The 26203-nt window shown below is 53.9% G+C and carries 28 protein-coding genes; 23 read left to right on the top strand and 5 right to left on the bottom strand.

Annotated features, from left to right (window positions below; translation table 11 throughout):
- Nucleotides 1–28: 28 nt before the first annotated feature.
- Nucleotides 29–1066: a LacI family DNA-binding transcriptional regulator gene (locus LNA76_RS05570; protein WP_094198335.1), complete on the top strand. Its 1038-nt coding sequence runs from the start codon at nucleotides 29–31 to the stop codon at nucleotides 1064–1066.
- Here LNA76_RS05570 and LNA76_RS05565 read toward each other — a convergent pair.
- The 4 genes from LNA76_RS05565 to LNA76_RS05550 form a co-directional block, all read right to left on the bottom strand.
- A complete protein-coding gene (locus tag LNA76_RS05565; protein ID WP_094196564.1) occupies nucleotides 1063–1767 on the bottom strand; it encodes a sulfite exporter TauE/SafE family protein in 705 nt (234 codons plus the stop codon). The two genes, LNA76_RS05570 and LNA76_RS05565, sit on opposite strands and share 4 nt — an antisense overlap.
- Nucleotides 1764–3182 (bottom strand): amidohydrolase family protein, encoded by a 1419-nt coding sequence (locus tag LNA76_RS05560; protein ID WP_094196565.1) that lies wholly within the window; start codon nucleotides 3180–3182, stop codon nucleotides 1764–1766. The genes LNA76_RS05565 and LNA76_RS05560 overlap by 4 nt, the downstream gene beginning before the upstream one ends.
- Before the next feature lie 11 nt (nucleotides 3183–3193).
- Nucleotides 3194–4531 (bottom strand): uracil-xanthine permease family protein, encoded by a 1338-nt coding sequence (locus tag LNA76_RS05555; RefSeq protein WP_230018296.1) that lies wholly within the window; start codon nucleotides 4529–4531, stop codon nucleotides 3194–3196.
- 523 nt (nucleotides 4532–5054) lie between these two features.
- Nucleotides 5055–5384 carry a DHCW motif cupin fold protein gene (locus LNA76_RS05550; protein ID WP_230018294.1) on the bottom strand — a complete coding sequence of 110 codons (330 nt, stop codon included), beginning with the start codon at nucleotides 5382–5384 and terminating at the stop codon, nucleotides 5055–5057.
- 195 nt (nucleotides 5385–5579) lie between these two features.
- Between LNA76_RS05550 and LNA76_RS05545 the strand changes: the two genes are divergently transcribed.
- From LNA76_RS05545 to LNA76_RS05520, 6 genes are all read left to right on the top strand, one after another.
- Nucleotides 5580–6374, top strand: coding sequence for a hypothetical protein (locus tag LNA76_RS05545; RefSeq protein ID WP_108727416.1), 795 nt, complete (start codon nucleotides 5580–5582; stop codon nucleotides 6372–6374).
- A 170-nt stretch (nucleotides 6375–6544) separates the two neighbouring features.
- Nucleotides 6545–7471, top strand: a complete 927-nt coding sequence (locus tag LNA76_RS05540; protein WP_094196568.1) for an SPFH domain-containing protein — start codon at nucleotides 6545–6547, stop codon at nucleotides 7469–7471.
- 23 nt (nucleotides 7472–7494) lie between these two features.
- Nucleotides 7495–7947, top strand: a complete 453-nt coding sequence (locus tag LNA76_RS05535) for an NfeD family protein (RefSeq protein WP_094196569.1) — start codon at nucleotides 7495–7497, stop codon at nucleotides 7945–7947.
- 15 nt (nucleotides 7948–7962) lie between these two features.
- On the top strand, nucleotides 7963–8721 hold the full coding sequence (locus LNA76_RS05530) for a class I SAM-dependent methyltransferase (RefSeq protein ID WP_230018292.1): 759 nt from the start codon (nucleotides 7963–7965) through the stop codon (nucleotides 8719–8721).
- A gap of 115 nt (nucleotides 8722–8836) precedes the next feature.
- A complete protein-coding gene (locus tag LNA76_RS05525; RefSeq protein ID WP_230018290.1) occupies nucleotides 8837–9268 on the top strand; it encodes a WG repeat-containing protein in 432 nt (143 codons plus the stop codon).
- A gap of 45 nt (nucleotides 9269–9313) precedes the next feature.
- Complete coding sequence (locus LNA76_RS05520) at nucleotides 9314–9553, top strand: putative hemolysin (RefSeq protein WP_094196571.1); 240 nt, start codon at nucleotides 9314–9316, stop codon at nucleotides 9551–9553.
- 39 nt (nucleotides 9554–9592) lie between these two features.
- Here LNA76_RS05520 and LNA76_RS05515 read toward each other — a convergent pair whose 3' ends face one another.
- The gene (locus LNA76_RS05515; RefSeq protein ID WP_003800394.1) at nucleotides 9593–9886 is read right to left on the bottom strand and encodes a hypothetical protein; all 294 of its coding nucleotides are present in this window, start codon (nucleotides 9884–9886) and stop codon (nucleotides 9593–9595) included.
- Nucleotides 9887–10156: 270 nt separating this feature from the next.
- Between LNA76_RS05515 and LNA76_RS05510 the strand changes: the two genes are divergently transcribed.
- The 16 genes from LNA76_RS05510 to pheS all read left to right on the top strand — a co-directional run bounded on the left by LNA76_RS05510 (nucleotide 10157) and on the right by pheS (nucleotide 26199).
- On the top strand, nucleotides 10157–11083 hold the full coding sequence (locus LNA76_RS05510) for a carbohydrate kinase family protein (RefSeq protein ID WP_230018288.1): 927 nt from the start codon (nucleotides 10157–10159) through the stop codon (nucleotides 11081–11083).
- 802 nt (nucleotides 11084–11885) lie between these two features.
- On the top strand, nucleotides 11886–12131 hold the full coding sequence (locus LNA76_RS17960) for a putative hemolysin (RefSeq protein ID WP_094196573.1): 246 nt from the start codon (nucleotides 11886–11888) through the stop codon (nucleotides 12129–12131).
- A gap of 233 nt (nucleotides 12132–12364) precedes the next feature.
- A complete protein-coding gene (thrS, locus tag LNA76_RS05500; protein ID WP_094196574.1) occupies nucleotides 12365–14287 on the top strand; it encodes a threonine--tRNA ligase in 1923 nt (640 codons plus the stop codon).
- Between the two features lie 46 nt (nucleotides 14288–14333).
- Nucleotides 14334–14858, top strand: a complete 525-nt coding sequence (gene infC, locus LNA76_RS05495; protein ID WP_094196575.1) for a translation initiation factor IF-3 — start codon at nucleotides 14334–14336, stop codon at nucleotides 14856–14858.
- Nucleotides 14859–14986: 128 nt separating this feature from the next.
- Entirely contained in the window at nucleotides 14987–15949 is a 963-nt protein-coding gene (gene gshB, locus LNA76_RS05490; protein ID WP_230018286.1) for a glutathione synthase, read from the top strand.
- Entirely contained in the window at nucleotides 15946–16353 is a 408-nt protein-coding gene (locus LNA76_RS05485; protein ID WP_094196577.1) for a PTS sugar transporter subunit IIA, read from the top strand. The genes gshB and LNA76_RS05485 overlap by 4 nt, the downstream gene beginning before the upstream one ends.
- Before the next feature lie 34 nt (nucleotides 16354–16387).
- Nucleotides 16388–16657, top strand: coding sequence for an HPr family phosphocarrier protein (locus tag LNA76_RS05480; protein ID WP_094196578.1), 270 nt, complete (start codon nucleotides 16388–16390; stop codon nucleotides 16655–16657).
- A 60-nt stretch (nucleotides 16658–16717) separates the two neighbouring features.
- Nucleotides 16718–18430: a phosphoenolpyruvate--protein phosphotransferase gene (gene ptsP / locus LNA76_RS05475; protein WP_199827919.1), complete on the top strand. Its 1713-nt coding sequence runs from the start codon at nucleotides 16718–16720 to the stop codon at nucleotides 18428–18430.
- A gap of 319 nt (nucleotides 18431–18749) precedes the next feature.
- Complete coding sequence (locus tag LNA76_RS05470) at nucleotides 18750–19235, top strand: hypothetical protein (RefSeq protein WP_108727421.1); 486 nt, start codon at nucleotides 18750–18752, stop codon at nucleotides 19233–19235.
- A gap of 106 nt (nucleotides 19236–19341) precedes the next feature.
- Nucleotides 19342–19629: an accessory factor UbiK family protein gene (locus LNA76_RS05465; RefSeq protein WP_094196581.1), complete on the top strand. Its 288-nt coding sequence runs from the start codon at nucleotides 19342–19344 to the stop codon at nucleotides 19627–19629.
- A gap of 81 nt (nucleotides 19630–19710) precedes the next feature.
- Complete coding sequence (locus tag LNA76_RS05460) at nucleotides 19711–20877, top strand: MFS transporter (RefSeq protein WP_268253679.1); 1167 nt, start codon at nucleotides 19711–19713, stop codon at nucleotides 20875–20877.
- A gap of 131 nt (nucleotides 20878–21008) precedes the next feature.
- On the top strand, nucleotides 21009–21650 hold the full coding sequence (locus LNA76_RS05455; RefSeq protein ID WP_230018281.1) for a pentapeptide repeat-containing protein: 642 nt from the start codon (nucleotides 21009–21011) through the stop codon (nucleotides 21648–21650).
- 107 nt (nucleotides 21651–21757) lie between these two features.
- Nucleotides 21758–23278, top strand: a complete 1521-nt coding sequence (locus LNA76_RS05450) for a YifB family Mg chelatase-like AAA ATPase (protein ID WP_230018279.1) — start codon at nucleotides 21758–21760, stop codon at nucleotides 23276–23278.
- 1254 nt (nucleotides 23279–24532) lie between these two features.
- Entirely contained in the window at nucleotides 24533–24730 is a 198-nt protein-coding gene (gene rpmI / locus LNA76_RS05445; RefSeq protein WP_003800367.1) for a 50S ribosomal protein L35, read from the top strand.
- A gap of 16 nt (nucleotides 24731–24746) precedes the next feature.
- Complete coding sequence (rplT, locus tag LNA76_RS05440) at nucleotides 24747–25106, top strand: 50S ribosomal protein L20 (RefSeq protein WP_009454390.1); 360 nt, start codon at nucleotides 24747–24749, stop codon at nucleotides 25104–25106.
- A 70-nt stretch (nucleotides 25107–25176) separates the two neighbouring features.
- The gene (gene pheS, locus LNA76_RS05435) at nucleotides 25177–26199 is read left to right on the top strand and encodes a phenylalanine--tRNA ligase subunit alpha (RefSeq protein ID WP_094196585.1); all 1023 of its coding nucleotides are present in this window, start codon (nucleotides 25177–25179) and stop codon (nucleotides 26197–26199) included.
- Nucleotides 26200–26203: the final 4 nt, after the last annotated feature.

Genomic DNA, 26203 nt, shown 5'->3' with positions numbered 1-26203 from the left:
CTCTTTCCCTTTTCTGATTGATTCAGCCTTGCCACGTTCATCTGCTATCTCTTCTCGTCGTATCACTATCCGCGATGTCGCCAAAGCGGCAGGGGTGTCGTTGACCACTGTCTCGCATGCCTTGAATGACAGAGGTGTGGTGGACCCACTGACACGTGCCAAGGTCAAGCAGATCGCGGCTGATATGGGCTACCGGCCCAATGTGCGGGCGCAGCGTTTGCGCTCGGGGGCGGCCAACAGCATAGCGCTGGTATCGTCCATGCCGTTTGCTGTGTCGGGCGGTGTGTCGCGTTTGGGTTTCATGATGGAAGTGGCGGGGATTGCGGCCGAAGCGGCCATGAGGCGCGGTCTGGCTCTGGTGTTCGTGCCCCCCTTGGAAAATGCCCAGGCCTTTTTGGAGGGGCTGGATATTGATGGGGCGATTTTGTTGGAGCCCATGACGGATGATCCCAATGTGCGCTTATTGCAGGAGCGTGGCGTGGCTTTGGTGTCGATTGGGCGTCAGGGTGGCACTGCGGACAGCATTCCCTTTATTGATCTACAGTCCACCGCAACCGCGCATCTGCTGTTGAACCATTTGTGGGAACAGGGGCGGCGACGTATTGCTTTGGTGCAAAGCAGCGCCGCGCGAGACTCTTATGCCAGTCATAAAAAGGCCTACGAGAACTTCGCCGCCGCGCACGCCATGCCGGTGCGCTATATGCAGGTAGAGGAAAGCTTGGGTGAAGCGGGTGGGTTTGATGCCTGCACTCGGCTTTTGGCACAGTATCCCGATACGGATGCCTTATGTGTGCCTGTGGATGCTTTCGCAGTGGGCGCTTTGGCCGCGGTCCAGCAAGCCGGTTTGCGCGTCCCGCAAGATGTGATGATTGCGACCCGTTACGACGGTTTGCGTGCTCGTACCGCAGAACCCGCTCTGACCGCTGTGGATCTGCATCTGGAACAAGTGGCGACCTTGGCGGTAGAGCTGCTGTTTGAGCATTTGTCGGGCGATAAGAGCCGCCTGTCGGCGTTGGGCCCAAAGCCGGAGCTAAGGGCCCGTGCCTCTACACAGTTGGATGTTTAAGTCAGCATAACGGCAAGACCGGAGACGGTCGCAAATATCAGAACCCCAATACGCAGACGGCGTTGATCCAGCCTGTGATGAACCAGGCTGCTTAATCCCATGCCTAATAACAATGCGGGCAGGCATAAAACGGCGTAGCTCAGGTGGGACCACTTCAGTGCGCCGGAGATGCCCAGCACGAGCAGCGAGATCACTTCCCCCACCAGAAAGCACAAGGCGACGGTTGAGCGCAGAGTCGCGACGGGGGCATGCTGGTACACCAGAGCCAAGGGTGGGCCACCAATACCGGTTGCGGTTTCAGTGATGCCGGTGACCAGGCCTGTGGCAATAAACGCTTTTTTACCGGGCGTGAAGCTGGGTGCCAGCACTGAAGCCAGCACCGCGAGCAAGGTGCTGATGCCGACAAATTGGTTTAACCAGTAAGTCGATAGCACCAGCAAAATCCCCAAACCGGCAAATGTCCCCGCAAAACGTCCGACGGTGATCCAGCCCGCACCGGTGCGATCAATCCCCTCGCGTTCACGCCAGGCAACATAGGCATTCAGTGGCAGCATCAGGAACAACAGGGCGCCGGGTATGGCTTCGGGATGAACCAAAGCCAACACCGGAACCACAATCAGGGCAAAACCCATGCCGCTGGCTCCCTGGATAAAGGCACCTGCCAACACGGCGGCAAAAGCAATCAGCAAACCAGCCGTCATGCCAAGGCCTTTTCTTGTGCTGCGCGACGAGCCAGGTGCTCGGTAGACGGCGCATGCAGTTTGCGGATGTCTGATTGCGCGACCGCATGACGAGCCAACTCACGCACTTCTTCCAGCAAGGGCAGGGGATCCCAATCTACGGGCTGGCCTTGCCAGAGGCGCAGCTTGCCTTGGACCACCACAGCCCGGATCTGATCGCGGGCGGCAATCCGAACCAGCTCCCAAGGCAGATCCCAGGAAGGCGTCATTTCAGGCACCTGCAGGTCAAGCACCAGGAAGTCAGCTTGCGCACCCACTCGAATCTGCCCAGTTTGAGTACCCAGGCCCACGACCTCGGCACCGCCACGGGTTGCCATGTCCAGCCAGGTCCAACCCGCGCCGCAAGAGGAGTCGCCCACCATCATGCCGAAGGCAAAGCGTTGTGCGGCCTCGCCATAATCCATCATGCGGAAGGCATCGCTGCGAGTGCCGTCCGTCCCCATGCCCAGACGGATGCCTTGAACACGCATGGCTTCGGCAGGAGCGACGGCATTGCCTTTCCAGGCGCTGGCAACTGGGTTGTAGGAAACGGCGGCATTCAAGTCGGCCAGCAGACGGACTTCGCTGGGGGTGACCAAGGTGGCATGGGCCAGCAAGGAGGCCGAGCCCAGGGCACCGATATGAGCCAGATGCTCGATCGGGCGGCGGCCATGAGCATTCAGGGAACGTTCCACCGCGACCAGATGCTCGTTGGCATGGGTCTGGAATACCCGACCGGCTTCTTCGCTCATGGAGTAGATACGATGCAACATGGCATCACTGGCGGCTTCGGGAATAGAGATGGCCAGTGAAGGGCTGATCAAAGCATGGTGCTCCCATTGCTGGAGGTGGGCCTGGGCGCGAGCCACAATAGGCTCGGCGTCCAAAAGTACCGCGCTGTGTTTGTCGTTGCAGATCAGGCCCAGAACGCAGCGTAGGCCTACGTCAGTGGTGGCTTGCACAATCGCGTCCAGATCCTCGGATGAACGAGTGCCCGCATCACAAACCGTGGTGAATCCACCCCGCAAGGCTTCCAGGGCAGACAGCTTGCTGGACGCATACAGATGGCGGGCATTCAAAGTGCTTTCCAGCGGCACCCAGACGCGGCGGAAAATCTCCGAAGGCTCGCCATATACCAGCGACTTCCCATAAGACTGAGTGACGTGATGGTGTGCATCCACAAAGCCGGGCATCAGCAAATGGCCGGGTAAGCTCAGGCGCGGCAGCCCGGGGTGACGGGAGGCAATTTCTTCCACCGTGCCAATATCGCTGAAGCGACCTTCTTCAATCAGCACAGCGTGTCCGCTGACGGGGCCTTGCGGTAACAAGAGATGTTCAGGCTCCAGAATGCGGGCCTGAGCCAGCTCATGGGATTGGAATAAAGAAGCGTGATTCATGGCACAGCTCATCAAGAATGTTGAAGGGGGGCGGTTTTGTGGGAACGCTGGCCGACGTGAATGAACAGATAGTTCAGGACAGCCGCCGTCAGAGCGCCCATGGCAACGCCGTTGGACAAGAGCAAACGCAGTTGCGAAGGAAGTTGGTCGTAGATGCCGGGGACAACGATGGGCAGCAAGCCCACGGCCAAGGCCGTGGCAACCACATACATGGCGGCATGACCGCGCAGGTCTACTTTGCGCAGCATATCTATGCCCATGGTGCCCACGATGGCAAAGACCACCAGGCCGGTTGCGCCAATGACAGAGGCTGGGATGACGCTGATCAGCGCGGACAGGGGTGAGAACACACCAAACAGAATCAGGAACAGCCCACCTACCGCCGTGACATAGCGGGAACGCACTTGGGTGGCGCGGATGATGCCGATGTTCTCGCCGCTGGTAATGATCAGCGAGGTCCCGAAAATGCCACCCAGCAAAGACGCCAGTCCGTCGCCACGGATCGTATTGGGGACTTGCGCCTGTTGCTCGGCTTCCCCTTCTTTGCCTAGGACTTCATTCAAGGCAATGGTCTGGCCAGTGGCTTCAACCATGGAAATCAAGGTGAACAGCAGCAGCGGCAAAGCGGCAATCAGATCAAACTTGGGAGGGCCAAAGGGGAAGGGGGACGGCAGGGCCAACAGTGAGCCACTGCCCACACCGCTCAAGCTGATGTCGCCCATCAAGGCAGCGGACAAGGCGCCCACCATCAAGCCCAGCAAGATAGCCAACTGGCGGCACATTCCCTTGAGCAAACGGGCAAATAGCACCGTAGACGCAATAGTGATCAGGGCCAGCAGCAAATTGTCGGTATTGCCGAAATTGGCCGTACCGGGCGTGCCGGCAATCAGCTTGCCGGAGATCTGCGCCAGGTTGATGGCAACCAGCAAGAGCATGATGCCGATCACCAGCGATGGGAAATAACGCAAAAAGCGTTTGAAGATAGGGACGATCAGGAAGTACAGCAGGGCGGACAGAATCACCGCGCCCGAGGCGGTGGGCAGATCGGTTTGTTGTGCGATCAAAATGAACAAGATGATGGGCGCGCCACCGGGCAGCATCACAAAAGGCAGCTTGGCGCCTATGCCGGCCGGACCGAAGGATTGGATCAAGGTGCCTATGCCACAGACCAGAAAAGTGGCGCTAAGCAGTTCAGTGGTCAGTGCCGTATCAAAGCCTAGGGCCTTGCTCATCAAGAAGACAGCCGCGATGGGTGAGGCGGCCATGACCAATACGTGTTGCAGTCCGAAGGCAATCATGCGCTGGGGGGAGTACAGCTCATCCACTTGCGCAGTGGGGGTGTCTTTCATCCGTGTCTCCTGTGCTGCGTTGCTAGTCTCTCAAGAGCCTGCCGCAGCCTTTTGGTTTTTGTTGCGTGATAAGTAAAACGATTTGGTTTTGAATTCTACGTTCAACCAAAACGTTTTGGTAGTGTATTTTGGCCTTTCCGAAAAGTCGATGTTGAAATCAAATAAGGATTATTTCGCTACGCTGAAATAGCCTGTTGAAGGCAGAGGCAGATGTGGAGATCAGGCAGCTCGCAGTGAGCTAGAGGCTGCGTTTGTTAGCGTGGTTCAAGGACAGCACTTCTATGTGTCCTAGCAAGCCGGATGAGGGTCGCTTAGCAGGGAACCAAGCGATCTGATGTAGAGGCAGGAAGCGGCATGAGGAGAGCCGAAGTCATCAGAGACTTGGCCATAGTGGGTATGGAAAAAGGTAGGGGGAGGGGCCGTGAAGCGTAGACGACACGAAAGAGCGTCTGAACAGTAGGGATGGCTCACCCTTCAAGCAGTCAGGCACGACCGCCCAAAGGATGTTTTTACGTAATAGGCGTCAATCCACGATGTAGAGCTTGGCGCCCGTCTGGGTGGAGGAACGGTGCTGTTCGGCATTATCGGCCACATGGTAGGACTGGCCCGGCTCCAGGGTGAAGCGACGTCCGTCTTCTAGTTCTGTCTCCAGCGTGCCTTCCAGGCACAACAACATATGGCCTTTTACACACCAGTGATCGGCCAGATAACCGGGGCTGTATTCCACCATGCGTACGCGAATGGGGCCAAATTGCTGGGTGCGCCACAAGGCCATGCCTGTTTCGCCTTTGTGTTCAGTGGGAGTAATGTCGGACCAGTTAACGGTGCAAAAGGGTAAATTCTGAATATCCATGCTCGTGGCTCGCTTGAAGGGATGATGGTCATAGTAGGCCTGTTTGCGGGGCCTGGTTTGTCTCCTTAGTATTTTGTCTTGATACAGGCAATTTCAATTTAGAAATTTGCTGACGGCACAAACGCGTAAAGATCAGGAATACTCGCGCTCAACAGGGGCTCTTCATGGCTCTTGTATTAATAAAAGAGGAAGCGTATGAGTCTGTCTCAATCATTATTATCTGCACACCATCGTCGACGCTGGAGCGTGTTGGCCGCTGCCTTCTTGCTATCGGCGTGCAGTAGTTTGCCTGAGCAGTCGGCACAGCGTGAGGCGGTATTGGCCTCAGTACCGCAAATAGCCTCAACCTTGGGTACGCAGTGGGGAGAGGGGCGCGAGTCACGAGCCTACGCTGTTCCAGCCCAACGCGTCGAGCCGCAGCGCGATGAGCTGCAATTGGCTTATTCCGATGAGCGCAGTATTCGCCAGGCGTTGGGACAGAACCTGGATGCCCAGCGCAGCATCTTGCTCGATCAAGGCAAGGTGGAGCTGTCTATCCATGATGGACGCGACAGGCCTTTGACTATTTACAGCCGCATTGGGCAGAAGAACTATCAATTGGCAGGCAAATCAGGCGAGCGTTACGTCCTGGTCTATACCAATCGCAGCGCGACGCCTTATGAAATCATTGCCACGGTAGATGGTCTGGATGTCTTGTCGGGAAAGGCGGGTAGCCGCAGCCATAATGGCTATCTCTTGCAGGCAGGGGCCGTGTTGCGCATCGAAGGCTTTCGTAAAAGTGCTGATGAAGTGGCGGCGTTTCGTTTCTCTCCCAAGGATCGGGCTTATGCCGCAAACAGCCTGGCGGGTGATACACGCAATATCGGTGTGATCGGTACGGTGCTTTACGAAGTGCGCCCGGTGACTCCGGCTCAACCTGCCGTGCAGTCGCCCAATCCTTTTCCTGCCGATAAGAGCGGTGGACACTACGCGCCCCCACCACGGTACTAAGGCTTGATCGTTTCTTTCTTTTGATTGGTATGAGCGCTCTTTTCATCGCGGTTCAGTTCGAACAGCACTGAGAGAGGCTGCGGGGTGGTCAAACATCCGTTTTAGCGGATCTGTCATTAAGGCTGGGCTAAAATCGCTTTTTCAGTTGTGTTCTTGGAGAGGGTATCGACATGAGTGGCTCCTTTACTTTTGTGATGGTGTTGGCGTTTCTGGCTGTGGTCGTGGTGATGGCAGGGGTCAAAGTTGTGCCCCAGGGCCAGCAATGGACGGTTGAGCGTTTTGGTCGCTACACCCGCACTCTGACGCCAGGCCTGTCTTTGCTGGTGCCTTTTATGGACCGCGTGGGCCGCAAACTCAAAATGATGGAGTCTGTGCTGGATGTGCCTTCACAAAGTGTGATTTCCCGCGACAACGTGGCTGTGACAGCGGACGGTGTGGTGTTTTATCGTATCGACAATGCGGCCCAGGCAGCCTATGAAATTGATCACCTGGAACTGGCTATTGTGAATCTGACGACCACGAACCTGCGTTCGGTTCTGGGTTCGATGGAACTGGACCATATGTTGTCCAACCGCGAAGTCATTAACGATCGTTTGCTGGCGGCAGTGGATGCGGCCACCACACCTTGGGGAGTGAAAGTCACCCGTGTGGAAATCCGCGATTTGAATATGGCGCCCGAGTTGCAAGAAGCCATGAATCTGCAGATGACGGCAGAGCGCCATCGTCGTGCAGCCGTGACCAAGGCCAGCGGCCAGAAAGAAGCGGAAGTGCTGCAAGCCGAAGGTGAAAAGCAAGCGGCCGTATTGCGTGCTGAAGGTGAAAAACAAGCCGCTATTTTGCGTGCCGAAGCACGTGAGCGTGAAGCCGAGGCCGAAGCCCGTGCAACCCGCGAAGTGTCTGACGCCATCAAGAGTGGTGACGTTCAGGCCTTGCAATACTTTGTCGGCCTGAAGTACGTGGAAGCCTTGCGTGATGTGGGTACGGGTCCTAACAGTAAGCTGGTGCTGATGCCTTTGGAGGCTAGCGGCATTACGGGTGCGGTGGCGGGCGTGACCGAGCTGCTCAAGACCACCGGCAGCAAGCTGGGACAAAGCTAAGTGAATAGCTGGGGGAGCTGATCTTGTCGTTCATTTTTGATTCCTTCTGGTATTGGCTGGTGTCTGGCGTCGTGCTGATCGCTGCCGAGGTCGTGATCTCCGGTGTCTATTTGCTTTGGCTGGGTCTGGGAGCCTTGACGGTGGGCTTGTTTGCGGCTGCCTGGCCGGATGCCCCCAACTGGTTGCAGTGGTTGATTCTGGCTGTTGCCATGCTGGGATGGGTCGTGGTCGGTGTGCGTTGGCAGCGGCGCAGCCGGGCCAATCAGCCTGACATTGTCAATACCGGCTTGAGTGCTTACGTTGGCGCCCATGCGCAGGTCAGCGAAAGTTTTGTGAGTGGCCGTGGGCGTATTCGGCTTAACGATAGTTATTACAGTGCCACTGCGACCCAGAATCTGGAACAGGGCGCTGCAGTTGTGGTGTTGGCAGTGGACGGCGCTGAAATGCGTGTTCAGGCTGTTGAGCAAGATAAATAGTAGGGTGTAAGAACAATGATGAACAATCGCTACGGCAAGCTGGCTTCCTTGGTGTATCACCTGGACAAGCCGGTAGGACGATCTTTCGGGGATGTGGAGTACTACCTGGAGCGTTTGCATGGCACAAGCGGGCCAATTCTGGAGCCCGCAGTAGGCACAGGCCGCATTTTGATTCCCTTGCTGCAAGCAGGGCTGGATGTCAGCGGCTTCGATCTGTCCCAGGAAATGCTGGATTACTGCCAGCGTGAACTGGAACTGCGGTCTTTGAGCTCGCCGCTTCAACTGGCAGGGTTTACGGATTTCACGGCAGATCGTCTTTTGGAGGCGATCGTGGTGCCGGCCGGCTCTTTTCAACTACTGGATTCGTTTGAGCAAGGCATGGCCGCGCTACGCCGTTTTCATGCGTGCTTGAAGCCAGGTGGACGGCTGTTGCTGGATCTGGACCCGGTGGCGGCGATTGTGAATGTGCAGCCCGGAATGCGGACCTGGTCGGCACCGCCGCATGGGCTGATTACCCTCAATGCCACTGCTCTGGATAAAGATTACTGTGCCCAGGTAAGCCGTGAAATGCATCGCTACGAATTATGGGAGCATGGTGTCTTGCTGGAAACCCAACTGGAACAGTTCTCGCTACGTTGGTGGGGCGTTCAGGAACTGCGCATGGCGCTGGAGCAGTTGGGCTTTGGTGAGATTGTTATCTCCGGCGGGTATCAATATGGCAAGACGCCTCAGGATACGGACGGGATTATTTCCTTTGAAGCGCGCAAGCTGTAAGGCTGGGGCTGAGCTTGGTGCCAGTAATCGTATTAGTGTGGTGACTAAGGTGGGCACTGTGTCTGCTAGGGACAAAGGTATAGGCCCATACGTGAATGCTGGTGCTGCACCAGCAATGACAGGGCCGCAAGCTGGATTCGGGTGTCGGGTTATTTCAGCCCTGTCCGCTTTCATACTGGCTCTACTGCCTGTATTCAGTCCCGCCGCACAAGGGCTGAGCCTGACGCAAGATGAGCAAGGCTGGGTTTATGTGAATGAAAAGGGCGCAGCAGTGTTACGGCCCTTCATTTACGACAATGGCCCTGATTATTTTGAAGAAGGTCTGGCCCGTTTCGTCGCCAAGGGGAAGATGGGTTTTCACGATCAATCCCTGAAAGTCTGGATACCGGCGCGTTACGATTTCGCCTTTCCTTTTGTGCATGGTAAAGCCAAGGTTGGCATGAACTGCAAGCTCATCCCTGAAGGCGAGCACCGCTCGGTTTGCTGTCAGCATTGGGAAACCATTGCCAATCCTTTGACTGCATTACAAGATCAGCCTGAGAACTAGCCTGTACACAGTACACTGCAGGACAGAACTTATCCGGAGAGCACGATGAAGAAATGGGGAATCTTGGGACTGGTTGGCGTTTTGTCTGCTTGCGCGAATCAAGCCTCGACACAGCCACCCGTGGGTATGGCCAACCCGGCTTCGGCTTATTGCGTGGAGAAGGGTGGGCGATTGGAGATCGTCAATACACCAACGGGGCAAGTGGGCATGTGCACCTTGCCGGATGGTACGGTGATTGAGGAGTGGGAGCTGATGCGTCGTGACCACCCTTCAGCAAAGTCCTGAAGCCAGAGAGTAAAAGCCAGCGAAAAGCTGGCTTTTTTGTCAGCGTTCGATGCGGACTTCAAAGTACGCTTCAGACTCGCCCAGATCGCGAAAGCCGTCACTCATGGCGCGCGTGGCAGCGGCAATCCATTTCTTGGCCAGGGCAATGTCCTCGCCGGATAACTCCGTCTCTGCCGTTTCTTCGGCCAATTGCCAGGCTCGATAGGCCTGGACCACAGCCTCCGGGCCTTGCATGACTTTTTCTAAGCTGCGGCGAAAACGCTCCTCAGCCTCGCGGCGGCCGCGTTCGGTGATATCGGAAGGAGCGTCGTGCAAAGTAATGGTATAGGACATGATGCTTCTTTTTGCTGTATGGATGAACAGTAATTTAGCATGCCTTTTTATCTTGAGCCAGATTTTTGTGATATCTGCAGCATGAATTGTTAGTTCACTTCTTTGACGTTTTTGTGCTGCTGGAACCAGGTCGCACGGTTGCTGGGCTCTGGCCGACTGCCCAGCGTTGATGTTCTACCAGGGACTACCCGTTCTAGCCCGTGGGTATACTGTTCCAAACAGATTTCCGCTCTCTTTTTTTCATTGCCGAGGTTCAGGGTGCAGCTTGTCGTGATTGGCAGTATTACCGTTGATATTGTGGTCTCTGGCATGCCAGCCGAGCTGGCGCGTGGTGACAAGCAGGAAGTGGGTTCGATCGACTTGTATCCAGGCGGCGGTGCACTAAATGCGACAGCCAGTTTTATGGAGCAAGGCGAGTCGGTTCGACTCTTGGGGGCGCTGGGTCGAGATGGCCTAGGCGGCTGTTTGCGAACCCATATTGAGCAACTAGGTATTGATGTCAGCAGTATGCAGCGCTGCCCTGATCAACCTACAGGTAAAGCCATTGTTCTGGTAGGGCCTTCCGGAAGTGCTTCGGTGCTGGCCCGACGAGGTGCCAATGCCTGCTTGCGTGTTCAGGCTCAAGATCTGCAAGCAGACTTGATCTACGTGGCCCCTGTTGCCTTGCAGCCTATGGAAAGTTTGGCGCAGGCCTTAGCTGAAAGAAGCGAGACGTCAGCTTGTTTAGTGGTCAATCCCAGTGTGGCTTGTTTGCAGCATCAAGGACTTGGATTTCAGCAAGTTTGCGCGCGGGCCGATGTGCTCGGTTTAAATGCAGTAGAGGCCCAAATGTTGGCAGGTGTTAAGGATACCGATATTGAACTGGAGTTATCCATTCATCAAGCGTGCGAGCTGGCCGCGCGTTTGCAACATCATCCCCAACAAGCTGTGCTGATTACCTTGGGTGTGCAGGGGGCGGTATTGGCTTTTAATGGAGAACATTATGTGCAGCCTGCCAGTAAAGTCATGGTGCGTTCAACAGTTGGGGCCGGAGATGCGTTTCTGTCCAACTTTGCCTTGGCCTGGAAACGGGGCCTGGAACCGCTAGAGGCCCTGGATTTGGCCAACCAGGCAGCGGCAGCAAGGTTGGGACAGTGGGCGGCCAATACGTTTCCGCCTATGTTCGGGCAAAGCGCAGATGACGTTCTGGCTTGGTGAGTATTGAATAAAAGAACACAGTAAAAACAATCGCAAAGGAAGGGGAGATGGCTGTCACTGTCATTATTGTCGGTTTATATCTACTGGTGATGGTTTTACTGGGCATCACACTCTGTCATACCCGTCCCAAGACATGGAAACGTGATACGGCTTTATTAATGGTTACGCCCTTGGCAGTCCCCGTGGTTTACGCAATTTTTACCGTCTTCAGTGGATAGGGCGCAGACGCGAAGTGTCTGTGCAGAGGCTGTTGTTCCATGTTGCGAGCTTGTTTGCTGCAGAAATACGCTCGTGTGGCTCGAGCCTGGTCTTTGTGTCTGTGCTGTGCGGGATCTTGACAATCGTTGACTTCATGTTCTGAGGAGGGGCAGTTACCATGGTTTCAGGCTTGTTTTAGTTGAAATTTCAGGATGTGCGCCATGATTACTGCCTCGAATCTGATCGATTATGTACCAGTGGTATTAATGCTGGCTGGTTGCGGGATCCTGGGCTTTATTTTGCTGTCTTTCTGTCTGCATCGCTCATAAATTGCGCCGGGCATTGTCTTACTTTGTCATAAAACCCGGCTCCTTACGCGTGATTTCAACTTCTTCTTTTACTTAACGTGTTGCTTTTGCTGCACGCCTGCCATTGCTCACTTTTCCTATCTAACAAGTGTAGTAAGCTATTTCCACGATCTGTTTCGCGTCCAGCGCCTGAAAGCTTTTTCTAGCTTGCGTTAACAGCAGACGCTGCTTGGTCAATCATCGTGTCAAATGACAAACCAGGCCTTAGCAAACATCAGGTCAAGGAGAAGGAAATCATGTTTTTCCGCTTAGTTTCTGCTTGTGCAGGCTCTTTGATGTTATCGGCATGCGCCAGCTCCAGCCAAACGAGCACTGCGCCAGCGACCCAGGCGAACTTGGCCTCGCTTTTTTGTCAGAGCATGGGCGGACAAACCATTGTTCACGAAAGTGAGCGTGGCGCTTATGGAACCTGTTTGATGAAAGATGGCTCGGAGTCTGAGGAATGGGCCTTTTACCGTAGCTGGTATCCCCGCATGGACTGAATTCTTTGCCAAATGTGGTTTTTTTGTGGTGTTACCGCACCGCGATCGTGGGCGAAGGTGATAAACTTAGCCAATCAAATGTGTTATTTGGGAAGTAGAATCTTATGAACTCAACGCGAACTACCCGTCGGCAAGTCTAGCCGTGGCCGCGTAGCGTTTCGTTTGCTTTCCAAGAACGTTCAATTCAAAAGCGCGGCTTTTTCAAGGCCGCGTTTTTTATTTCAGGAAGTGTTATGGTCCGAATCACACTGCCCGATGGCTCCCAGCGAGAGTTTCAGGGCCCGGTTTCCGTCAGCGAAGTGGCGAACTCGATTGGTACTGGCCTGGGCCGTGCCGCCCTGGCAGGCCGTGTCGGCACGCCAGGTACCGAGTCGCGTCTGGTGGACACCTCGTATGTGATCGACCAGGACAGCCATTTGGCCATCATCACTGCCAAAGATGCGGATGGTCTGGATTTGATTCGTCATTCCACCGCCCACTTGCTGGCTTATGCCGTCAAGAGTCTGTTTCCGGATGCCCAGGTCACGATTGGCCCGGTGATTGACAACGGCTTTTACTACGACTTTTCCTACAAGCGCGCCTTTACGCCCGAGGATCTGGAAGCCATTGAGAAGAAAATGGCAGAATTGGCCAAGAAAGACGAAGTGGTCACTCGCGAAGAATGGCTGCGTGATGATGCTGTTGAGTTTTTCAAGAGTATTGGCGAGGACTACAAGGCAGAGATTATTGCCTCTATCCCGTCCAACGAGCCCATCAGCCTGTACCGCGAGGGCGACTTTATCGACTTGTGCCGTGGCCCTCATGTGCCATCTACTGGCAAGCTGAAAGTGTTCAAGCTCATGAAAGTGGCCGGCGCTTACTGGCGTGGCGACAGCAATAACGAAATGCTGCAACGCATTTACGGCACTGCCTGGGCGACCAAGGAAGATCAGCAAGCTTACCTGACCATGCTTGAAGAGGCCGAGCGCCGCGACCATCGTAAACTGGGCCGCGAGCTGGATCTGTTCCACTTCCAGGAAGAAGCTCCCGGTCTGATTTTCTGGCACCCCAAGGGGTGGGTGATCTGGCAACAGGTTGAGCAATATATTCGCCGCGTCTATCAGGACAATGGCTATCAGGAAGTGAAGGCGCCGCAAATTCTGGATTTGTCGCTGTGGAAGAAAACGGGCCACTGGGACAACTATGCTGAAAACATGTTCACGACCGAGTCGGAAAATCGTGTGTATGGCTTAAAACCCATGAACTGCCCCGGTCATGTGCAAATCTTCAACTCCGGTTTGCATTCCTACCGTGAACTGCCGATCCGTTACGGCGAGTTCGGTCAATGCCATCGCAACGAACCTTCGGGTGCCTTGCACGGCATGATGCGTGTGCGCGGTTTTACACAAGATGACGGTCACATTTTCTGTACCGAAGATCAGCTGCAAGACGAGTGCGCGGCCTTTACGGCTCAGTTGCAAGCCGTGTATGCGGACTTCGGTTTTACCGAGATTTTGTATAAAGTGGCCACTCGTCCTGAAAAGCGCATCGGTGACGATGCGGTCTGGGACAAGGCTGAACAAGCCCTGATCGAAAGCTTGCGCCGTACTGGTTGCGAGTTCGAGATCTCTGAAGGCGAGGGCGCTTTCTATGGTCCGAAGATTGAATACACACTGAAAGATGCCATTGGCCGTCACTGGCAGTGCGGCACTATCCAGGTGGACTTCTCCATGCCAGCGCGTTTGGGCGCCGAGTATGTGGATGCCCAGGATCAGCGTCGCGTGCCAGTGATGTTGCACCGTGCTATTTTGGGTTCTTTCGAACGTTTTATCGGCATGCTGATTGAAAACCATGCTGGTGCCTTGCCGGCCTGGTTGGCTCCAGAGCATGTGGTGGTATGCTGCATTTCTGAAGGTTCAGCTGATTACGCCCAGTCCGTAGCGCAAAACCTGAAGAAAATGGGGTTCCGTGCCTCCTCTGATTTGCGTGGTGAAAAAATCACTCGTAAAATTCGTGAGCACAGTATGCAAAAAGTGCCCTATATTCTTGTCGTGGGTGAAAAAGAGCGTGAAAATGGCGCAGTGGCCGTACGCGCACGTGGTGGCGTGGACTTGGGCGTCATGCCAATAGCCGATTTTTCAGCACGATTGAAGCAAGAGATCGATAGCCGTCAGTAAAACAGAAACGCTATCGTTTTTATCGACATTTTTAGGAGTTTTCGACATCGCAACCGAGAAAAAACATCGCATCAATGGTGAAATTCGTATTCCAGAGGTGCGACTCATTGGAGTCGAGGGTGAGCAGCTAGGTATCGTCAAGGTGCCTGACGCCTTGGCAATGGCAGAACAACATGATGTGGACTTGGTGGAAATTGCCCCTACGGCTGCACCACCGGTTTGTCGTCTGATGGATTACGGCAAATTCCGTTATCAGGAACAGAAGCGCCAACAAGAAGCCAAGGCCAAGCAGAAAGTCATTCAGATCAAGGAAGTCAAGTTCCGTCCCGGCACGGACGAAGGAGACTACCAGGTCAAGCTGCGCAATGTGAAGCGTTTCATCGATGATGGCGATAAAGTCAAGGTGACTTTGCGTTTCCGTGGTCGTGAGATGGCGCACCAGGAATTGGGGATGCGTGTGCTGGAGCGGGTTCGCGACGAAGTCAGCGAAATCTGTCAGGTTGAAGCAATGCCCAAGTTGGAAGGCCGTCAAATGGTCATGGTCTTGGCGCCTCGCAAGAAAGCGTCCTGATACTTTTGCACGATGCTGCCTGGATCCGCCCAGGAGCATTATGCGTCGCTCGACTCACTCCCAAGTGGTGAGTCGAGCGCAATCGCCTTTGCAGCTCGGCTGCAAAGGCGTTTTTCTCTAGGTGTGATATGCACGTTTTATTCATCATTGATCCTTTGCCCAGCCTGTCGGCTTACAAGGATTCCTCCGTTGCCATGATGCGTGCATTTTTGGCGCGTGGTCATCGCGTCAGCGTCACATTGCAGTCTGATTTGTATATTTCCCAAAGCCGGGTTCGTACACGTAGTCAGGCTGTAAGCATTGCTGCCGATGCCGATTTGCGTGCGACTTCGTGGTGGACACACCCCGAACCTGCGACCGAGCAGGAGTTGAATGCCTTTGATGCGGTCATCATGCGTAAAGACCCGCCTTTCGATATGGAATATTCCTATTCCACGCATTTGCTCAGCTTTGCGCAGGAGCAGGGGGCCAAGGTCTTCAATTCGGGCGCAGCCATTCGTAATCACCCTGAAAAACTCGCGATTACCGAATTTCCAGAATTTACCCCACCCACTTTGGTCACCCGTGACATGGCCCGCCTGCGTGCCTTTCACCAGGAGCATAAGGATGTGATCGTCAAACCACTGGATGGTATGGGCGGCATGGGTATTTTCCGTCTGCAAGATCCAGAGCCCAATTTGGGCGCCATCCTGGAAACGCTGACGGCGAATGGTACGCAAACCATTATGGCGCAGCGCTATATCCCGGAAATCGCCAAGGGTGACAAACGCATCCTGATTATCGATGGTGAACCGGTGCCTTATGCCTTGGCACGTATCCCCTTGGCAGGTGAGACGCGCGGCAACCTGGCTGCAGGTGGTCGAGGGGTTGCCCAAGCTTTGTCCGAACACGACTGGCACATTGCTCGTACCCTGGGCCCTGTTCTGGCCGCTCGTGGTTTGCTGCTGATCGGTCTGGATGTGATTGGTGACTACGTCACGGAGATCAACGTGACCAGCCCAACCTGTTTTGTTGAAATCACGGACCAGACAGGCTTTGACGTTGCGCAGCGTTTTGCCCAGGCCGTCGAACAAGCGACGGGACGCGCGTGATTCGCCTTGCCTTGATCATGCATGAGCCTTTGGCCAGTGCGTTTGCCAGTTGTGCCGAGCACGTCTTGGGTGAAAAGCCCGATCTGTTTGTCTTTGACATACAGGCCGACGAATGCACCGATACAGCGGTAGATCGCTTGCTGGAGCGGTTGCACACACAAGCGCCGGACGCATTGGCCACGCTGATCCTGTGTGATCTGTACGGTGCCACACCCTTTAATGTGGCCCGGCGGGTTCAGCAAGCTTTGCAAGATCAAGGACAGGGCGCTTATTTATTGACTGGCACCAATATGTGTATGGTGTTGAAAGCCTTGACCGAGCGACGTGACAATCCTGAGCAGTTCGCCCAGGATGTCATGGCAGGCGCATTGCGTGGCATTGTTCACGCAGACTGCCATTGCTAATTTGAATGTTCATTTTCATTTTTCAGTTGCCCTTATGCCTAGCGTATCCATCACGATTAGTAATAAATTAGGTCTTCATGCTCGGGCAGCAGCCAAGCTTACTCAGTTGGCTGGCCGGTATCGTAGTGAGATTTTTATCGCGCGCGGATCTCAACGCGTGAATGCAAAAAGTATTATGGGTGTCATGATGCTGGCCGCCGGAATGGGGGTCACCGTGGTTATCGACGCTCAGGGCGAGGATGCCGACCAGGCCCTCAATGATATTCAAGCGTTGTTTGATGCCAAGTTTGGTGAAAACGAATAGGGAAGCAATCCATTCATGAATAGTGCAGCAGCTCGTACCCCGGCACCTGATTTGCCTTCGATGTTTACCGCTCAAGGTCAAGCAGTCGGTAAGGGGTACGCCATTGCCAAAGCCGTGGTGATGAGCGCAGCAGCACTGGAAGTTCCTCATTATCGGATTGCAGCCGAAGACGTTGATTCTGAAAGCCAGCGCCTGTTAAGCGCCATGGCCAGTACTCGCGATGAGCTTCGCACCATGGTTGATCAGTTGCCTGTGGATGCCCCGCGCGAGCTGGCTCCCATATTGACTGTGCACAGCCTGCTGCTGGACGATCCCATGTTGACGCAGCAAACCTGCGCCATCATCGCCGAGCGGCACTACAACGCAGAGTGGGCCTTGACTTCGCAAGGTCAGATGTTGGTTGAGCAGTTCTCCCAAATGGAAGACGAATACCTGCGCGAACGTGGTGCTGATGTGCGCCAGGTTATCGAGCGGGTATTACGAGTTCTGGCAGGCAAGCCAGCCTTGTTGCCGGGTTTTTCTGCGGCTCAGGAAGAACCGCTGATTGTGGTCGCTCGAGATATTTCCCCAGCGGATATGCTCCGCTTGCGTGGTGGTCATTTTGCTGGCTTTTTGACCGACTTGGGTGGGCCAACCTCGCATACAGCGATTGTGGCCCGCAGTTTGAGTGTTCCTGCCGTAGTGGGCCTGGGAAGTTTCCGCAGTCTGATTCGCGATGGCGATTATTTGATTGTGGATGGTTTCTCCGGCGCGGTGATAGTGAATCCGTCTGAACCGGTGCTGGCTGAATACCGGGAACGTCAGCAGGCCTATCGTCGTGAACGGGCCGAGCTGGAGGCATTGCTGGATGCGCCTGCGATGACCTTGGATGGCATCCATGTTCGTCTGGAGGCCAATATTGAGCTTCCTGAAGAAGCCGAGCTTGCCTTGAAGGCGGGCGCCGATGGTATTGGCCTGTTTCGCAGCGAGTTTTTGTTTATGGGGCGCGCGGATCTGCCTTCCGAGCAAGAGCAATACGAGGCGTATTCTCGTGTTGTCAAGGCAATGAAAGGCAAGGTCGTCACTATTCGCACACTGGATATTGGTGCTGACAAGACTTTGGATGGTGACGCAACGGTAGCAACCAACCCCGCGCTGGGCTTACGCGCAATTCGCTATTGTCTGGACAAGCCTGAAATGTTTGCCACGCAGCTGCGTGCCTTGCTGCGAGCCAGTCAGTACGGGCAAATCCGTATTCTTATCCCCATGATTTCCTCCATGAACGAGGTCCATGCAAGCCGCCAGGCTATCGAGTCGGCGGCGCGGGAGCTGGAGAAATCCGGCACGCCTTTTGCTCGAAATTATTTATTGGGCGCCATGGTAGAGGTGCCAGCCATCGCTATTGCTATTGAGCCCTTTGTGCAGGAACTGGATTTTCTGTCCATCGGAACGAATGACCTGATTCAATACGTTCTGGCGGTAGACCGGGGAGATGCAGAAGTGGCCAGCCTGTACGACCCCATGCATCCCGCTGTCTTGCGATTGATTGCGCATACCATCAATGCGGCTGACCGAGCAGGTAAACCTGTGGCGATTTGCGGGGAAATGGCAGGGGATGCCTCGGTCACTCGCATGTTGCTGGGGCTGGGCCTAAAAGAATTCTCCATGCATCCGCAGCAATTGCTGGATGTGAAAAAGGAAGTGCGTCTTTCGCATTCCAATGCCTTGCGCGTCAAGGTTGCCAGTGCCTTGAACCGGGCCGAGCGCATCGATTTAGCGACATTAGCCGCCTAAGTGGTTGAAAATAGATCAATTTAATTTGGCAAATATGTAACAAACCCCGGCTGTAACCCGATGAGGGATTCTGTTTGTAACAGGGTCTCGTATCCGGGTTTCAGGCTAGGTACTTGTTGTTAAAGGGTTTGTCACAAACCTTGAGCGATATCGTCAGAATATTTGAAATCAGGATTTACACTAATAGATTGGTCTGTATGCCTGGCACCGATAGAATGGCTCTTAGGGGAGTTGTAACAAACCCAAGGCCGAGCCGGAAGTCGCACCAGGCATCGGCCCATTCTATCTAGCGACCTTGGAATAGTAGAAAGGAAATCTTATGAAACTGACTCGTGCTCATTTTGCTGTCATGGCCGCTGCTGCTTCGATGACTCTTTTGGCTGCGTGTTCCAAAGAGGACGATAAAGCCGCTTCGAGCGCGCCACCGGCTCCTGTCGCTGCGCCACAATCGACGGCGCCTGCCACTGCACCTGCTCCCGAAGCTGACAAATCCATGGAGCAAAAAACGGAAGAGTTGAAGCAGGACGCCGCTAAAGTTGCTGAAGACGTCAAAAAAGAAGCAGAGGAACAGAAAGAAAACGCCAAGGAAAATGCTAACTCCTTGAAGGAAGATGCCAAGGCTGCCGGCGATAAAATCGCTGAAAAAGCAGACGAAGCCAAGGACGCTATGGCTGAAGCTGCCAGCCGTACTGGTGATGCGATTAAAGAAGGCGCAGCCAAAGCTGATAAAGCCATTCAGGACAAACTGGGTAATGGTGTTGACTCTTCACCATCTTCCGTTCCTTCAGAACAAGCCAAACCTTAAGGCTTGAATAATTGGGCAGCTTGTCTGGCCAGATGAAAAAAGCGGGTGCCTTTGGCACCCGCTTTTTCTATACTGCTGATAGTGTCAATATTTTCAGGAGAGGACCATGATTAATCGTAGCGAGTGGCTGGAAGATCTACAAAAAAATGTTTCGGAGCTGATCGCCAAAAGTCCGGCTGCCGATATTGAGCGCAATGTAAAAGCCTTTATGGGACAGGCCTTCAACCGTATGGACTTGGTCACCCGTGAAGAGTTCGATACTTACCAGTTGATGCTGGAGCGTGCGCTGGCTCGTGTGGCTGCTTTGGAAACACGTTTGCAAGCCTTGGAAGGGCGCCAAACTCCTGTTCCTCAGGAAGGTGATGCTCCTGCTCAAGAGGGCAGCCAAGGCTGATAACTTCATTTGAATACTGTTACCAGGCCTGGGGGTAGGGGCAAACATTCGGCCAGCCCCTTGCTTATTGCTGTTTTTCTTGTGTTGACCGGGGTGTGCGCCGCACTGCATGTGTGGAAAGTACCCCCGGCTTTGCCTTTTATGCAGCGGGAATTGGGCATGGACCTGGTGCAGTCGGGTTTTTTGCTGGCGAGCGTGCAAATGGCCGGCATGTTGCTGGGACTAGGTATAGGACTGATTTCCGAGAAAATCGGCTTGCGCCGCTGCATTCTGACGGGGCTGGGCATTTTGAGCCTGGCTTCGCTGATTGGTTCTCTGTTTGAGCATAGTTCGCTGGTTTTATTGGGCCGCATGATAGAGGGTTGTGGCTTCTTGATGGTAGTGCTGCCCATTCCTGCCTTGATCAAACGTATTACCGATGCCGCACGTTTGAGCCGGGTCATGGGGTTGTGGGGCTGTTATATGCCTGCCGGAGCAGTCTTGATGCTGTGGGCTGGCGCTGCCTGGTTGGCAGTAGGCTCCTGGCGTACGCTTTGGGTAGTTCTGGGCGTATTGACGGCCATCTTCATGGTTTTGACCTTTCTTCTGGTGCCGCCGGATTCTCAAACTCAAACCAAGCGTGCGACGCAGGATGTATCCGCTTATCACTGGTCGAGCCTGTTGCGCACGACCTTAAGCTCGGGCCGGGTTTGGTTGCTGGCCTTGGCCTTTGGCGTTTACGCGGCACAATGGGCGGCGGTCGTGGGTTTTATGCCCACTATTTATAATCAGGCAGAGATAGCGGTTGGCACGGCTGGTTTGCTGACGGCCTTGATTGCGGCCGGGAATGTCGTGGGTAATCTGGGAGCAGGGCGTTGTCTGCATGCAGGTATCCCGCCTCATCGACTGCTGCAAGCCGGCTATCTGGGCATGATTGCGTGTGCAGTTCTTGCCTTCGGACTGACACACAGTTTGGTGGTTCAATTTGTCGCCATTCTGCTGTTTTCGATTGTGGGCGGTTTAATTCCTGCTACCTTGTTTTTTCTGTCGGTTACGGCAGCGCCGTCGCCAGAGACCACCTCAACCTCCGTGGGCTGGGTGCAGCAATGTTCTTCACTGGGGCAGTTTGTAGGGCCGCCTGTTGTGGCTTCGGTTGTGCATGCGTTGGGCGGATGGCAGTGGGCTTGGGTGGCGACGGTTAGTTTTGCCGTTTTGGGCTTGATCATTGCCTGGCGCTTGTCACGATTGGTTCTGCCCAATGGCCGTTAAGTTTTGCTCTGATCACAGTCGGATCATTAGAAACAGATAATGAAGGAGCCAGCTCAGCAATGCTGGCTCTGTTTTTTTGAAGGGAAAGCAGCTGCATGCTAGTCAGTAATGTCCAGATTACAAGAGATGAATTGATTGATCTTTCGGCCGCCTCCCATGAGTCTTTAAGCTTTGAAAACTGCACCTTTGATGGCGAGGATCTATCGGGTCTGGAACTGGAGGGCTTGCAGTTTTCCGCTTGCAGTTTTCTGGATACCCGTTTTACACGGGCGCATCTGCAAGACACAGTCTGGCAACGCTGCAAGCTGGGGCAAGTGGATTTCAGTCTGGCTGATTTAAGCTCGGCACGCTTTCGGGTGTGTGATCTGCACTTGAGCAAGTGGGTGCGTGCCCAGATTGCTTCCTTGCAGATCGAGGACTCCAAACTAAGCGGGGCCATCTTCAACGAAACCCGTGGTCTGGATTTGAGTCTGCGTGAATGCAAGCTGGTCGGTGCCACCTTGCGTGCGATTAACTTCCGTAAACAAAATCTGGTGCAACTGGATTTCTCCGATGCCGACTTGGGCGGCTGCGATTTTCAGGATGCGGTATTTGAAGGCGGCAGCTTGAGGGGCGCCAGCTTGCGAGGTGCAAACTTTAAAGGGGCGGACTTGCGTAGCGTAGAGTTGGGTAGCATTACGTGGTACGACTTGAGTAACGCTTTCCAAGGCGCCTGCTTGTCCGTCGAACAGGCTGTGCAGTTAGTCAGCTCCATGGGGGTGCAGGTTCAGTAAGAGCGGCATGCCGTACAAGTACGCAGTGATGTTTTAAGGCAGGTATCTGGAGCTTCTCTTTCCTGGCAGGCAGACTGACTATTTGCCTTGGAAAGGGAGAAGGGCATATGTCCTTGGCCGTGCTGAATAGTTGTGCCTTGTCGGGCCTGGATTTCATCGATGTACGCGTTGAGGCGCATGTGGCGCCGGGTTTGCCCGCTTTCCATATTGTGGGTTTGCCCGATGCCGGTATTCGCGAAAGTCGCGAGCGCATACGAGCGGCCTTGCACGCCAGTGGTTTTGACTTTCCCGCCGCCCGGTTGACGATCAATCTGGCTCCTGCGGATCTGCCCAAAGATTCGGGACGCTTTGATTTGCCCGTGGCTTTGGCGATTTTATTAGCCAGCGGCCAGCTTAGTCGTCCGGATGATAAAGAGCGCGAGCAGGCAATTACCGGTTTGGATCGTTATGTGATGGCTGGGGAGCTGTCGTTAACCGGCGCTGTGGTCCCTGTTCAAAGCGCCTTGACGATAGCTTTGGGCATGGCGCGTCGGCATTCGGGACTTTGTCTGTTGCTGCCCGCGCAAAGTGCTGGAATTGCTGCATATGTGCCGGATTTACAGGTGCGTGGTGTGGCCAGTTTGGCTGAGGCTGCGGCCTATCTACGTGGCGATACCGAGCTGGAACAGACGGTAGCTCAGCCTTGGCCGGAACAGAATACGGATCAACAGTTTTGTTTATCGGACGTGCTGGGACAGTCTTTGGCTTGTCGTGCGTTGGAGGTGGCCGCGGCGGGTGGGCATAGCCTTCTGCTAAACGGCTCACCGGGAGTGGGTAAGACGATGTTGGCCCAACGATTGCCCGGCCTATTGCCGGATTTGGATCGATACGCACAACTGGAAGTGGCCGCCTTGTATTCCTTTGTGCAAGAACAGGATTTTTTTAGCAGGCGTCCCCCATTTCGCGCCCCCCATCACAGCGTTTCCACTCCCGCCTTGATTGGCGGTGGTAGCCGGCCCAGGCCAGGAGAGGTGTCCTTGGCTCATCACGGCGTGCTGTTTCTTGATGAGCTGCCTGAGTTCAGTCGACGTTCTCTGGAGGCCTTGCGCGAGCCCTTGGAGCAAGGTTGTGTGCGTATCTCTCGTGCGCAGAAGCAGGCTGTCTTTCCGGCTCAATTTCAATTTGTGGCTGCTATGAACCCGTGTCCTTGTGGATGGGCGGCGAGTCAACATCGGGCTTGTCGCTGCTCTTTGGCTCAGCGAGAACTCTACAGGCAACGTTTGTCTGGACCCATGCTGGACAGAATTGACCTGTTGGTGACGATGAGTGAGTCTGATCCGGAACGTGATCAGGCCGCACAGTCATCCAGTCACGTACGAAAGCGGGTGCAAGAAGCCCTGGATAGGCAACTTGCTCGCCAGGGAAGCAGTAACGCCCATTTATCGGTTGCCAATCTCAGAGAGTATGCGGTTTTGTCTGAGGATGCGGTGCACTTATTGCTTAGCGCACGTAAACGTTGGCATTGGTCGGAAAGAGTGCAGGGGAGAGTGCTGCGTGTGGCGCGAACGATTGCAGATTTGGCAGGGATGGATCAAATTGTCCGTCACCATATTGCAGAGGCTTTGCAATTTCGTCCTGATTTGCCGTAACTCACACAGGCCCACAAGGGCGGATCAGCCGCTTGAAAGAGGAGGTAACGTTTAAGGCATATGGTCTTTGCACTTCGCTCAGGCTCAGGTCCAAAGCGCCTAGGGTTTTAGATTTGCAAGTTATGGATAAAGCCGTGCGCTGCGCCAGAGGACAAGGAAGAGGCTGTCGCGGAATTTTTCGCTACCAGCAAGATATTAGTATGAGTGTTTTCCTCACCTGGTTTATCGCTGGCGTTTTTTCGGGCTTTTTCTTAATTCGATTCAAGGGTGTGAGATTTTAAATAAAATACGTGGGCACCATCGATACCCTCTTTGAGGGTGAGTATCTTTTCAAATAGAGCGTTGCTGATTTCCAGCTTGGTTTGGAGGTAAATCAGACCGCTGACAAAGTAAGCATCGCAGCCTAGAGCGACGACGGCACCATCTGCATTGTCGTCGCTTGTTGTTCTAGGCAGGGCTGCGCGGGTACGGGGGCTTGGGAGTGTTCAGCGCGTCAATCCATGTCACTACTTCTTTGTGATCAGTAAGTGGGTTTATGGTGCCACTCCGTATGCAAGACAGCAGGGCTTGCTGCTGCGGCAAAAGTCTTTTTTTATTTTTTATCTGAAAAATCGCTTTTATAGAAAAACTTTACTTCTTGTGTGTATTCCTATTTCTATTTGTTTTGTTTTTATTTTATATTTTTGTTTTTTTTATTAATTAAATTTATTTTATGGGTTTTTCCAAAAAAAAATGATCGAATATATGAGTAATCAGGAGTCGGTGTGATTGTGTTTTGGAATCTACTCGATGGTCTTATTTGAGTTTTTTTCTGCCTTTTTCATACGCTGAATACCCTGCTTTTAATCTCTATCTGATGATGTTTTGTATTTAATTGATTTGTTGCCTGTGCGCTATTTTTTCGTGTTTAAAGATGGTTTGGGGTGATGGGTGTTCCGAAAATAAGTGACAGGCACAGTCTATGAACGAGGTCTTCCCACACGATCGCCCGGATGCTGTGTGGTACCGCGCCCTAAGAAGATACACTGCTCCTTGCTTTCCTTGATGGTCAGATAGCAAGGGCTCTACTATAAAAAATCCCCCTGATATCTGGACAATTTCCCAAGAATCACTCTATAATCAAGGGCTTTTCCCCTGTTTGGATCTGTTTCTGGCAGCGGGCAAAGAAAAAAATAAGTGCCTGTTGTGGGTCATACAAGTGTCAGCCAGCTTCCTAGGCGACCACCCGCAGACACAAATTAGTCGAGTAATTTCATGCCTAAAATGAAAACCAAAAAAAGCGCTTCCAAGCGCTTTGTGGTTCGTGGTAGCGGTTCCATCAAGCGGGGCCAAGCGTTCAAGCGTCACATTCTGACCAAGAAGACGACCAAGAACAAACGTCAGTTGCGCGGTGCCGTCGAGGTTCATAAAGCCGACGTCGCTTCCGTAAAAGCAATGATGCCTTTCGCTTAATTAGGGGGAATCACACATGTCACGAGTAAAACGCGGTGTTAACGCACGCGCACGCCACAAAAAAGTAATTGCCCAGGCCAAAGGTTTTCGCGGCCGTCGCGGTAATGTATTCCGTATAGCCAAACAGGCTGTCATGAAGGCAGGTCAGTACGCCTACCGTGACCGCCGTAACAAGAAACGCGTATTCCGCTCGCTGTGGATTACTCGTATCAATGCAGCTTGCCGCGAACTGGACATGAGCTACAGCCAGTTTATCGCCGGCCTGAACAAAGCCTCTATCGCTTTGGACCGTAAGGTTCTGGCTGACTTGGCTGTTAAAGACAAGGCAGGTTTTGCTGCTGTTGTTGCACAGGCTAAGAACGCTCTGGCTGCTTAAGCGGTATCTGACTGTATAGTTCACAAACGGGGCCTTTGGGGCTCCGTTTGTTTTTGGAAAGTAACACGCCATGACTTCCTCTCACGACGATCTGATTGCCCAGGCTCGGGCCTTATTTGAGCAGTCTCAGGACGCCGCCTCGCTGGAAAACGCCAAAGCTCGGTTTTTGGGCAAACAAGGTGCCATCACTGCCTTGATGAAAGGCCTTGCCCAGATGGAGCCGGAGCAGAAAAAAGCAGCAGGTGCCAGCATCAACGTGCTCAAGCGCGAAATTGAAGGTTTGCTGAACGATCGTCGTGCTGCCTTGGCGGCAGAACAATTGAACCAGCGACTGGCTCAAGAACAAATTGATGTGACTTTGCCTGGCCGGGGCCGTGGTACCGGTGGTATCCATCCGGTGATCCAGACCTGGCAGCGTGTCGAAGCCATTTTCCGCTCTATCGGTTTTGATGTGGCTGACGGCCCCGAGATCGAGAATGACTGGACAAACTTTACCGCTCTGAACAATCCAGAGAATCACCCGGCCCGCTCGATGCAGGACACGTTCTATATCGATATGAACGACGAGCAAGGTTTGCCTTATTTGCTGCGTACACACACCAGCCCCATGCAAGTGCGCTATGCCCGCATGAATCAGGCGCCAATTAAAGTGATTGCTCCCGGCCGCACCTATCGAGTCGATAGTGATGCCACCCACTCGCCCATGTTCCATCAGGTGGAAGGGCTGTGGATTGCCGAGGATATTTCCTTTGCCGACCTGAAAGGCGTTTACACGAATTTTCTGCGTGCTTTCTTTGAAAGCGATGATCTGGTCGTGCGTTTTCGACCTTCTTTCTTCCCCTTTACCGAGCCATCTGCCGAGATTGACATGATGTTCTCCTCCGGCCCCAACAAGGGCCGTTGGCTGGAAATCTCCGGTTCCGGGCAGGTTCACCCGCAAGTGGTGCGCAATTTCGGTTTGGACCCAGAGCGTTACATCGGTTTCGCCTTTGGTTCCGGACTGGAGCGCCTGACTATGTTGCGCTATGGTGTTAACGATTTGCGCCAGTTCTTTGAAGGCGATCTGCGCTTTCTGAAGCAGTTCAATCGTTGATTCC

Source organism: Alcaligenes sp. MMA, assembly GCF_020907215.1.
In the GTDB taxonomy this organism is placed as follows: domain Bacteria; phylum Pseudomonadota; class Gammaproteobacteria; order Burkholderiales; family Burkholderiaceae_B; genus Alcaligenes; species Alcaligenes aquatilis.
Note: the sequence above shows the minus strand (reverse complement) of the source record. Positions and strands in the feature narration are given on the sequence as shown.